Genomic DNA, 10,790 nt, shown 5'->3' on the forward strand with positions numbered 1-10,790 from the left:
ATTATTCAGGTTTGTATTACTTATGAAAGCTCAGTATGAAAAGGTTAAATACAATCAGGATAACTCCTGGCAACTGCTTATTCGGCGATTAGATGCCATTCCGTTTGAATGGCACTTTCATCCTGAATATGAGCTCACACTGACGCTTAATAGCAGTGGTGAACGCTATGTTGGCGATACCATATCTGAATATGATGATTTGGATCTGGTGTTACTTGGCCCGAACATTCCTCACTCATGGCACTCTCGTTCAAGTGTGAACCCAAACATTGAGCAGAAAGTCTATGTGTTGTGGTTTGACACTGAGTGGATGAATGAAATCACTCGGTTATTTCCTGAATGTCACAACTTCACTCCCTTGCTACAACAAGCGCAACGAGGAGTTAGCTTCCCGAAAACAGTAGCTGAAAAATTACTCCCGCTGTTCGAGAGATTAGATGCGGCGTCACCCATGCAAAGACTCACGATCATGCTGAATATCATTGATGAGCTGAGCGGCGCGCAAGATTATGAAAGCATTTCAGTTAACCAAATGTTGGACAGGAAAGATTCCGACAAACGACAACAGCGTTTGCTAAGTCAACTTCTGGAAGCGATCCATGAAAATTACACGGAATCATTATCCATATCGGAGTTAGCCTCGCAGGTGGGTATGAGCGAAAGTACATTAGGCCGCTTTTTCAAGAAAATGATGGGGCAAAGTGTAAATAACTACATCACTCAGGTAAGGCTGGGAAAAGGCTGCTCTTTATTAGTTCAGACCGATAAACCAGTGTCATTAATCGCGGAGCTCTCTGGCTTCAATAACCTTTCTAACTTCAATCGGTTGTTCTTGAAGTATAAAAAGATGCCGCCGAAAGAATTTCGCGCCAGTTTTAGAAAACCTCTTAATGGTTAGAGCAGAACTAGCAAGCTATGCCTCGACGTAATAAAGACGGTAGCTTTTCGCCTTTACTATTGATAAGTGAATACCTGGTAAGATTCAGGGCAGGTTCTAAATCCGCGTTTTAACCGTCAACTGTGTGGCTGTAGAAAGATGACGCACTTTAAAGAGGGTTAACCTTTCTAGTTGACCTTGGAATGCAATCAAGTCACAAACGTAAATTGTAAGAAAAAAGCAATTGAATCGCTTGGTGATCACACTGAGGTAGAAGTCTCGTTTTGATGGTGCCGCTCACTCAAACACCAACCAATAATCTGATCAAAATCTAGGCCCCAGACGCGATAATCAGTGATTATCCTCCCAGTCCTTTCTTATCGCCTTAAGGTCATTTCGCCAGGCACTCGCATCACCATATTCAAAAAACTTATCGACTCTCGAGTGTTTGTTTGAAGTTCTCTTTGCATGTTTGATTGGACACCAGAATTGTTCCGTTCTGGAAGTAATTTCTCGGCTATAAGCAATAACGCCATTGCCATAACCACAGTAGACACAATTGAACTTTTCAATGGCATTCAAATACTCCAGCAAGTGTCGATCAATTATGAAAAAGTCAGCCCGCTTAACAAGTGGAATACCATAAATCCTGAAACAAATGTGTTGATACACAGTGAAAGATATATCTTGAATCAACAATGGGACGATCATCGCATATATGAAGGGAGCAGAAAGAATGTAACGTAATTTAGCTTCCCTCAAGTACCGCCAGATACCGACTCGATATTGACGTTGAAATGCGTGGATACGTTTTTCAAACTTAACTTTTCCATGCTCTAGCTTGTAGTGAAACCGTTGTCGTTGCTCATCCAGCAAACGATCTATTTCACTTTCCAGCTCTTTTTCGGTATCTCGTAAACGCTTCAAAAGCTCATCAAAACGGGACTCATTCGTCATATCGTTGCTCCACAAATACTATAGATACATAGACATACGTTGAATAGTGACCAATATTATTAGTATAACTACCATCCCCAAAATTTATTACAACTGATCAAATATATTGTCTTGCGACACTTAGAATATATGGCCAATCGAGCTATCAGTATCGTGGACTGCTCTGCTACTCACACCAAACTATTGCTAAAAGTGAAATGCAGCTTGTGCTACTGGCTGCCCTTTCAAACGGAACGATCCAGCCTTAATCACTCGTAAGATAAAGTTTTTTTATGATACTGTCTCGCGAATGAATAGTTATCTAATTTTTCACAATGAAGGTTATAAAGACATCATTCTAGCTTTTGGAAGCTAAACGAGTAAGATATGGAATCTCGCCGTTCTCTTTACTGCTAATAATCTGAAATTAATGTCAAAATCAAAAACCACAAACTTATTGGTCATCAGCATATTACTGCTTTCTATCAATTTACGTGCACCTTTTACCAGTTTAGCTCCGTTAATTGCGCAAATAATGGAAAGTTTACAGATTTCAGCAGTAAGCATGGGTATTATCACTTCAACTCCATTAATTATGTTTGCGTTGGTTTCCCCTTTCTGTCCCAAATTAAGCAGCAAATTAGGTTTAGAAAAGTCGATTTGTTTAGCGTTGGTGATCATTGCGCTTGGCGTGATATCTCGCTCATTTGGCCACTTTCACTGGTTACTCATCGGGACAGTACTAATTGGTCTGGGCATCGCGGTTGGTAATGTTTTGGCTCCTGCGGTGATCAAATCTTCATTTCCCGGACGAATAGCCACCATTACGGCACTGTATGGTATATCGATGGGGGTTGGTTCAACGTTGAGCTCTGCGAGCATGGTGCCTGTTACTAGTATGATGGATGATTTATCCGTCGGCTGGCGAATTGCATTAGCTGGAAACTTGATTTTCCCATTTCTGGCTTTGGTTTTTTGGTTGCCTCGCTTAGCTGAAAGTAGAACCCGCAGCACAACGAAGAATAAAGATTACTACCCACTGAACAAGCTTATGCGCCAGTCTATTGCTTGGTGCTTTACTTTTGCCTTAGGTTTAAACTCTTTTACTTTTTATACTTTTGCTGGATGGCTACCCAAAATTCTCGTTGCTTTAGGCTATAGCGAGTTAGAAGCTGGTTATGTTTATGGTTTTTTGCAATTTTCCACCATGGTACCGGGATTGTTGCTTATACCTATAATGACGCGAACCAAAAATATTGCACCTTTATTTATTGGTGCTGCGCTTTTAAATGGTGTCGGTGTCACCGGTCTTATCCTGGCACCTCAATGGGCGATATTCTGGGTCGGAGTGTTTGGGTTAGGCAACTGCTCAACCTTTATTTTGGCACTGTCCATTTTAGGTCAGATATCCGTTACGTCCGCTCAAGCTGCTACCTTATCAGGCATGGCGCAATCCATAGGTTACGCCCTTGCAGCGGTCGGTCCAGCCTTTGTCGGCATGATTTACTCCCGAACTCAAACGTGGTCTTTGCCACTGACTATCATTGCCGCAGCCGCTTTCTTATGTGCCCTATTTGCTCTCCTAACGACTCGCAAAGGATACTTGGATGTTGATTAGTTGAACTGGCAAGCGATCCGAGTCATTTTCTGTCAGAATACGTGGATTCCATATATGGGAAGGGGCAGAAACGTTTCAGCAAGAACTGGCTAAAACGAAGATGTTGTTTGTCCATATTCCTGCAGCAATATGGGTTTCAATGATAATTTTCAAAGTCTGGATCTGCCCTCTGGCGCCCTTGGAAAACCAATTGAGGTATGCGGCAGGTAGCGAAGGTTATCTGGGCGGATTTGTCGAACACTATATCATTCCTGTTATTTATCCGGCGGGGTTGCGCTTTGATATCCAGGTGTTACTGGGTATTGTCGCAGTGGGGATCAATATCGTTATTTATGGGCTCGTCTATCATTGGTATAAGATTAAGCAAGACAGGTGGCGAGAATGAAAAGCATGCTGGTTACCCTGGTGGTGTGCTACGCAATTTTTACTCTTACTTTTTACTCACTGCAACGTCGGTTTCTGTACTTTCCCCAGCTTGCTAGTGATGTTTACGGCGAGATGAATACCTGCTTCGTTGTTGATGGCGCACAGCTTTTTGGTTGGGTGCTCAATGAAGGTCAACCTAAGGCGCTAATCTATTATGGCGGGAACGCAGAAAGTATCGAAGCCAATATTCCACTCTTCAAGACAATGGTTCCCAATTATACGATCTACCTCATCCCTTACCGGGGTTATGGTAATAATTTAGGTACGCCTACGGAGGAGGTTTTATATAGCGATGCTGTTCAGGTATTTCATTCTGTTGAAAGTAAACATGATTCAGTATCCTTGATGGGCCGAAGCCTGGGCTCAGGTATTGCCACTTACGTGGCTGCTCATCAGAAAGTAGACAAGCTTATATTGGTGACGCCATTTGATAGCATTGAAAATGTCGCAAAAGATATTTATTGGATGTTCCCCATTTCCTGGCTGATCAAAGACAGATACCGATCTGCAGATAGGGTAAAAGATATTACGGCTCAAACCTATATCTTCATTGCAGAAGAGGATCAGGTGATCCCGAGAGCTAGAACCGAGCAGCTAATCGCTAAGTTTGACGGTCAGCTGGAAGATGTGGTTGTCATTCCGGGAGCGGGTCACAATACTATTTCACAATTCCCTTCTTATATATCAAGACTCCAACGGATATTGAATTAACTCTTGATACATTCTGGTAATTAGGCAAGAAACTACTTTTAATAGCCTTTTCATACTGCTTTTGGCTCGAGTAACCAGAACCAGGACAGCGAACATCAATGCATTAAAGGAATACCGATTAAATAACCATGCAAAAACAGAACAAATATGGCATAAACAACCGTTCCAACCACAATCACTATCACATCATTGACCCAAGAAGCCTTTAAAGGTGAAACGACTCTTTGTTGGCGTTTTTTCATCGAAATAAGATCGACGATAGCCCACGCTAAAAACGAGCCAAACAACAGTATATCTGCCAAGTTACCATTAACTAACAAATGGGAAAATGCCCAAAGTACCACAGATAATAACTGTGGATTTTTTGCGACAGCTTTAATTTTTCCGGGGAAATAAGGAGCAAAAAATAAGATGAATCCGCCGAACATCAGAATAGAGACTAACGGTCTTAAAGATTGAGCACCAAAATAAATAATGCTCGGGTTTTCCCTGAGAGCGCCATATCCAGCAACAACGAAATAGAGACCTAAAAACGACAGCAAAGCATAAACTGCTTTATACGCTTTCTCATTTTTCGTAACCAACGTATCCCGAAACACTGGCGCGATAATAGAAATCGAGTGAATACCAAGAAACAAGACTAAACCAAGTATTAAGCTAAACATTCCATTGCCTCTTCACTTAAAAATTAAGGTCATCCCAATTATATTGAGCACATTACAGTTATCAGAAAAAGTAAGTCAAATGATGCTTTGATGAACATAGGGACGAATCAGGTGTAACAGCGAATGGGACAGATCTGAGCTAGCTAATACGGCTAGCTCTAATTTGGACAAAAACGCTTTGCCAAAATTTTTAATTCAGCAAAACATGTTTTCACTCCAATATGGCAAAGCTTATATAGGTCAGCCCACACTACTACCGGATCAAGCCATTTATGCACTGTGGCCTTTTACAAACACTTGGTGTTGACTTACTCGCTGTATGTAATCTTTCAGGTTAGGAGCGTATTTATCGACAAGATCAACGGGGACATGATCCAGCACACCAGAACAAAGATGACGAACCAACATCATCACCCTTAGATCGGCAATGGTTAAACGATTATCAGCAAAATAATCACCAGCTTCTTCTAATTTTTTAGAAAAGAACTTCAGATATGAAGGAAATACTGATGCACATAATTGCCCCCGTGCTGCTTTCAGTTCTTCTCCCTGCAAAGAAAACGTCTCCGCAAGTTTAGCAGTGAGTTCTTCTGCTGCATCCAATACTTCATCGCACAGCAATGCTTGAATAGGATCTTCAGGATATAGTCCGGTCAGTTTACCAACATATCGATTGATCGCATTAGATTGGGACACTCGATGACCTTCAACATCAATCACCGGTACTTTACCTAACGGGTAGTCCTTCGCTCGTTCAGCCAACTCTTTCGGTGCGAAACGCACATCCTCGAAGTCTATTCCAGCATACCGCAAGGCAATTCGTGCTGGTTCAGCACGACCACCAGGAAAATCAAAATAATGAATGCATAGTTTGCTCATAGCTTAGTCCCTTTCATCTGTTTTGGCTTTCAAGTAGGTTTTTGGGTGTTCAATGAACGTGAAAATCTGCACCAACTACACAAAAAATAATCTACTGAAATATGATTTGCGAGTTTTGACTGTAATGAATAATAGGAAACCCTCTTTTCACCCTGCCCTTCACCACAAATCTGGACGAACCTCGTCAATGACTTTGCTAAGTTAGTAAAGTACGGATTACTGCAAGTATAGAAAACTCACTTAACCTAGTGTTCAGTGTTGGTAGTGCAGTTTGGGATTTGACTGCCACTCTAATTGGGGTGGAAAAATATCTGACCCATCTCTGTTGTGTGATGCAAGAATTAATCATTATTCAGGCCGTATTACGGTTAGAATAAGAATCCGTGTCGTTAAGCTCAGTTCGATTCCGTCCTTTGTGTTTTGCTTGATAAAGCGCGTCATCGGCACTTTTTAACACTGCATTGATCGGTTCATCATTCCCGACCCAATGCCCAACTCCAACCGAAATAGTAATGCGCCCAACAGTATCAAATTCGTAGTTTTCAATAGATTTTCGAATTCTCTCTGCCACCTCTATTGCTTGTCTGACATCTGCGTTGGCTAAGAAGACCATGAACTCCTCCCCTCCGGCTCGACAAACCACATCATCTTTTCGGGCTTGCTCCTTAATTAGATTCGCCACATTTTTTAGTAACAGATCTCCCGCTTCATGACCGAAGGTATCATTCACTTTCTTAAAGTAATCAACGTCCAATGCCAACACCGAAAATGGGATGTTCTGAATACGTAGATTATCTATGGCTCTGTCTAAGCCTCTACGGTTTAATAGGCCCGTCATAGAATCGGTTAAAGTATCAAGGTGAAGTTGATCGATGGTGTTAGATACAATGTTGAATGCACTTAGAAAGGAACGCTTCAAGTGCGACGCTTCGTAGTACCATGGTTTCACCTCGATTAAATCATTGACCGTTGAGGTGTGACTCTCAAAGTTCTTTACTACACTTGCCAATTGCCATAATGGTTTCGATATAAATACGGAGGATATCCAAATAACCAAAAGGGTAAGTGCCCCCATAGGCAAAGATTCCCAAACAACATTCCACATTTGTTCGTTAAGCACTGACAAAGTGAGATATTCTGACCTCTGAGCCACAATCCCCCAGCCAGAATTCGCGACCGGAGCATACCCTGCAAGCATCTCCACACCCAGTGAATTCACGATGGCCTTTCCACCGTTCACACCATTCTCCACGGCTTGTATCGCCTCATTATTGACAATAACCTGTCCCACTCTCTCCTTATTCGGGTGATAAATTAGAGTTCGCTGGCGGTCGACAACATAAAGATAAGAACCGTCTTTGTAACCGTGACGACCTAGGATACTCGACAAAACATTATGCTGGTCGAGATAAATCGTTCCCGCTATATAGCCCAAATACTCACCGTGCTCTGAAAAAATAGGATACGAAATACTGGTTATGTAGTTGCCTGCAGGGGATACAAATGGATCCGTGATCAGTGGTTTTTTTGCACTCAATGATTGGAGTGAGCGTTCGCTAGTCAACTTCACTCCCTTCACTTGCAATGTTTCGGGCGAAACAGAAATAATGACTCCATTCTGATTCACGATGACTACTGAGTTAAACCACTCGGTTTGAGTTCTTAATCGTTCCACTTCTTGTTGTAATACATCAGCATTTTCCATGCTATTACTAAGCTTATGTGCGCTGTATTCAAGCTGAGACATAGCTGTTTCGATGAATAAATCCGTCATTTCAGCCATTTTTTCAGCATAAACGCGATTCGATTCAATCGTGTTACTAACAATGAGCTCATGCTGAACTCGGTAAATGGAATAGAACATGTTTAGCAGTGTACTCATGACACTAAACACGCATAGAATCAGGATCAATTTCCGTAAATTCAGTTTATCCCTCATCTGTTTGGTTTCACCCACATATCCCATAAATTTTATTTTCCATCTAATACATAACACGAAATTAAAATAAATATACATTAAATCAACATCTTAATCGATGAAAAATCTATTACTGAAACCAGTTTGGTAATCATCAAACAGAGATGGTCGTTACAGAATAAAAACAAGGATGTTTCCCTTCGAATTTCGATACATCATTCATCCATTTGGTATGGATAGGAAAGTATTTGAGAAATGTGTTTAATATTGTCTTTTATCCAGTCTCGTTTCACCGCCCCCCAATCCTCAATTTTGTAATGTCCACGTTCCACTTGCACTGCTTTGATCTCGATTTCATGTAGTGCTTTAATTGTGTCCTGAGCGGTTCGGCGGGGCATTCCCGTTGCTTCCATAATAGCTGGTACCGTATCTTTTCCGTTATCAATAAGGTAGGCCACCAGTAATCTTCTCAGAAATGAAGTTTGAGTCTTGCTTGGTGTTTTTGAGGTCATTTTTCATTAGCTCTTGTAAGTCCTGAAGCTTAATCTCAGGTGCTGATTAAATAGCCACTACATCAGTGACATAGAACAATATAATGTGGACTGCCACCGCTCTCCTAGACAAACTTCCTCTATTAATCAACTAAAATCATATTGGTTCATTATCAAAATTGGGGCAAGTTGCGAGGTAAACTAGTGTGATAAAACGTGACTTTAATTCATTCTGGGGCATTTTCTATTTAGAAATTTAATACCTTTCTGGTACAAAACTTTATTAATAAATTGGTGACCTCATTTGACCAGAGTAATTAATTTCTGGAAGTAAAATTTTTCAAGTACTAATGGGTTATCCTCGAACTGTTCCTGAAATGGGTTAAAAACTTTAATCTTTCTCGCTTTTTTGTTACCTCCTTTTTTATTTTTAAATTTTGACAAACCATGACAATTACAGTAATAACTGTTTAAAGTCTGCAATCGAATTTAATATAAAATCAGGAGTCACGGTTGAAGATAAACAAATTTCTTTTCTATATTTACCCGTCTTTACCAATGCTCCCATGATGCCAACCCGTTGAGCACCACCAACATCCGACTCAATATCATCGCCAATCATCACAATACGTTTTTTCTCACACCCCAATGCATCAATTCCTGCATCAAAAAAAGCAGATGACGGTTTACCAATAACAACAGACTGTTTACTTGTCACATATTCAATCCCTGCAACAAAAGCACCTATATCCACCTGCAAGCCTAGCGTGGTTTGCCAGTATTTACCTTTATGCAATGCAATTAACTCTGATCCAGACATCACCATTTGAAATACTTTATTAATAAGCTCGTAATCCCAAGTTGGCCCGATATCACCAATGACAATAACATCAGGATTCTGTTCAGACTGTTTAAATCCGGCAAATTCATTTTTAACTTCATCAGCGACCAATAAATAGCAGGAAACATTTCCTTTTTTCGTCAGATAATGTTTTGCTGCATACGGTGCAGTTAAGATACTTTCAGGCTGAACCTTGAATCCCATTTTTTTCATTTTTTCTGCAATACTATTTCTTGATTTTGTTGTTGTATTAGTCATAAATAGAAATGGTATTTTCTGTTTTTGTAAATATTCAACGGTTTCAATTGCCCCTTCAATTACCCGTTCCCCAACAAATAAAACCCCTTCCAAATCCAAAAGCACTCCACATATTTTATTCTGTTGTTCTTCCATAACTTGTTTCCGAAAAATTATATCTGGCAATAATTTAACTGTAGTTTACTGAAGGAAAGTGGACACAAGAGAAGATTCAAAAAGGTGAACTAGACATAATTTAAGGTCAGTGTTGAATCACACAATGGGGCATTGAGGGGGAAACAAGTAAGAGACAAAGATGAGCGAGCCTTGAATAGATATCCTCTTTCATACTTAATGCCTTCTAGCTGCTCGCTTATTGTGTGTCTGGTCCTCACTTCCAAATAACGATTGGCTAGGCTCGATATCTCTTAGAGTCCATTTGCAAAGGGTTGGTAATTCAAGGAGAAAACATCGATGTACTGTAACAATAGCCAGGTAAACTTGCGTAGGTCTAAAACCTGTTAACTGAATCTAGGGAAAGAGCATGAAGGTATTATTCGTTTGCAAACATAATGCAAGCAGAAGCATTTTGGCTGAAGCTATCGCAAAAAAACAACTGCCAAGTCACTTCCAAATCGCGAGTGGTGGAAGTCACCCGAAAGGTGAAATAAACCCTCGTATTGCCAGATATTTGCAAAACCATGATATCGACCCCACTCAATTCCACAGTACTTCCTGGGAAGAGCGATTAGACTTCCATCCTGACCTCATCATCACTGTGTGCGATAAGGTACACAACGAAGCATGCCCTAACTGGTTGTCATCAGGCATACGTGTGGCATGGGATCTCGAGTCCTTACCTGACATGGATGCTTCAGACACTGAGTTTAATACCCGTTGTGATCAAATATTTCTTTCACTGCAGAAACGAATTGATGCTCTGGGTTCAGTAGATTTTTACTCACTAAGCGATAACGAAATTAAAGATTGTGTGACGAAATTAGCATCCATTTAGTGTGCAGGTAAGTAGTCACTGATTGCTGTTCTTATAACAGAACAGCACTCTTTAAGCTCATTTTCATACCAATCTGTATAAGCCAGCAACATACCCGAAATACTCACCATCTTCATAAAAAATAGGATATGTAAGTCTCGTTATATAATTCGCCGCAAGCGACACAATCGGATCAG

General features: G+C 40.7%; 11 protein-coding genes. 5 read left to right on the plus strand and 6 right to left on the minus strand.

Annotated elements, in window-relative coordinates; all coding sequences use genetic code 11:
- Positions 1-22 precede the first annotated feature (22 nt).
- Positions 23-898 carry an AraC family transcriptional regulator gene (locus tag WJM94_RS16295; RefSeq protein ID WP_444495243.1) on the plus strand — a complete coding sequence of 292 codons (876 nt, stop codon included), beginning with the start codon at positions 23-25 and terminating at the stop codon, positions 896-898.
- Positions 899-1,228: 330 nt separating this feature from the next.
- Here the strand turns inward: WJM94_RS16295 and WJM94_RS16300 are convergent, their stop codons facing one another.
- Positions 1,229-1,834: a hypothetical protein gene (locus WJM94_RS16300; protein WP_444495244.1), complete on the minus strand. Its 606-nt coding sequence runs from the start codon at positions 1,832-1,834 to the stop codon at positions 1,229-1,231.
- A 409-nt stretch (positions 1,835-2,243) separates the two neighbouring features.
- Between WJM94_RS16300 and WJM94_RS16305 the strand changes: the two genes are divergently transcribed.
- The 3 genes from WJM94_RS16305 to WJM94_RS16315 all read left to right on the plus strand — a co-directional run bounded on the left by WJM94_RS16305 (position 2,244) and on the right by WJM94_RS16315 (position 4,568).
- Positions 2,244-3,431: an MFS transporter gene (locus WJM94_RS16305; protein WP_444495245.1), complete on the plus strand. Its 1,188-nt coding sequence runs from the start codon at positions 2,244-2,246 to the stop codon at positions 3,429-3,431.
- 100 nt (positions 3,432-3,531) lie between these two features.
- A complete protein-coding gene (locus WJM94_RS16310) occupies positions 3,532-3,816 on the plus strand; it encodes a DUF2784 domain-containing protein (RefSeq protein WP_444495246.1) in 285 nt (94 codons plus the stop codon).
- Complete coding sequence (locus tag WJM94_RS16315) at positions 3,813-4,568, plus strand: alpha/beta hydrolase (protein WP_444495247.1); 756 nt, start codon at positions 3,813-3,815, stop codon at positions 4,566-4,568. The genes WJM94_RS16310 and WJM94_RS16315 overlap by 4 nt, the downstream gene beginning before the upstream one ends.
- Before the next feature lie 95 nt (positions 4,569-4,663).
- On the opposite strand, the gene WJM94_RS16320 is transcribed toward WJM94_RS16315, so the two are convergent.
- From WJM94_RS16320 to WJM94_RS16340, 5 genes are all read right to left on the minus strand, one after another.
- On the minus strand, positions 4,664-5,233 hold the full coding sequence (locus WJM94_RS16320) for an NnrU family protein (protein WP_444495248.1): 570 nt from the start codon (positions 5,231-5,233) through the stop codon (positions 4,664-4,666).
- 270 nt (positions 5,234-5,503) lie between these two features.
- Entirely contained in the window at positions 5,504-6,112 is a 609-nt protein-coding gene (locus tag WJM94_RS16325; protein ID WP_444495249.1) for a glutathione S-transferase family protein, read from the minus strand.
- 352 nt (positions 6,113-6,464) lie between these two features.
- Positions 6,465-8,051: a sensor domain-containing diguanylate cyclase gene (locus WJM94_RS16330; protein ID WP_444495360.1), complete on the minus strand. Its 1,587-nt coding sequence runs from the start codon at positions 8,049-8,051 to the stop codon at positions 6,465-6,467.
- A gap of 194 nt (positions 8,052-8,245) precedes the next feature.
- Positions 8,246-8,542, minus strand: a complete 297-nt coding sequence (locus WJM94_RS16335) for a helix-turn-helix domain-containing protein (RefSeq protein WP_444495250.1) — start codon at positions 8,540-8,542, stop codon at positions 8,246-8,248.
- A gap of 433 nt (positions 8,543-8,975) precedes the next feature.
- Positions 8,976-9,755, minus strand: a complete 780-nt coding sequence (locus WJM94_RS16340; protein WP_444495251.1) for a TIGR01458 family HAD-type hydrolase — start codon at positions 9,753-9,755, stop codon at positions 8,976-8,978.
- Between the two features lie 388 nt (positions 9,756-10,143).
- Between WJM94_RS16340 and WJM94_RS16345 the strand changes: the two genes are divergently transcribed.
- A complete protein-coding gene (locus WJM94_RS16345; protein ID WP_444495252.1) occupies positions 10,144-10,614 on the plus strand; it encodes an arsenate-mycothiol transferase ArsC in 471 nt (156 codons plus the stop codon).
- Positions 10,615-10,790 lie beyond the last annotated feature (176 nt).

The sequence above is a fragment of the Vibrio sp. YIC-376 genome, assembly GCF_052353105.1.
GTDB lineage: Bacteria > Pseudomonadota > Gammaproteobacteria > Enterobacterales > Vibrionaceae > Vibrio.

Coding starts and splice junctions, on each gene's coding strand:
- WJM94_RS16315 (WP_444495247.1), top strand. CDS start 3,813: ATGAAAAGCATGCTGGTTACCCTGGTGGTGTGCTACGCAATTTTTACT.
- WJM94_RS16310 (WP_444495246.1), top strand. CDS start 3,532: ATGTTGTTTGTCCATATTCCTGCAGCAATATGGGTTTCAATGATAATT.
- WJM94_RS16325 (WP_444495249.1), bottom strand. CDS start 6,112: ATGAGCAAACTATGCATTCATTATTTTGATTTTCCTGGTGGTCGTGCT.
- WJM94_RS16295 (WP_444495243.1), top strand. CDS start 23: ATGAAAGCTCAGTATGAAAAGGTTAAATACAATCAGGATAACTCCTGG.
- WJM94_RS16300 (WP_444495244.1), bottom strand. CDS start 1,834: ATGACGAATGAGTCCCGTTTTGATGAGCTTTTGAAGCGTTTACGAGAT.
- WJM94_RS16320 (WP_444495248.1), bottom strand. CDS start 5,233: ATGTTTAGCTTAATACTTGGTTTAGTCTTGTTTCTTGGTATTCACTCG.
- WJM94_RS16330 (WP_444495360.1), bottom strand. CDS start 8,051: ATGAGGGATAAACTGAATTTACGGAAATTGATCCTGATTCTATGCGTG.
- WJM94_RS16305 (WP_444495245.1), top strand. CDS start 2,244: ATGTCAAAATCAAAAACCACAAACTTATTGGTCATCAGCATATTACTG.
- WJM94_RS16335 (WP_444495250.1), bottom strand. CDS start 8,542: ATGACCTCAAAAACACCAAGCAAGACTCAAACTTCATTTCTGAGAAGA.
- WJM94_RS16340 (WP_444495251.1), bottom strand. CDS start 9,755: ATGGAAGAACAACAGAATAAAATATGTGGAGTGCTTTTGGATTTGGAA.
- WJM94_RS16345 (WP_444495252.1), top strand. CDS start 10,144: ATGAAGGTATTATTCGTTTGCAAACATAATGCAAGCAGAAGCATTTTG.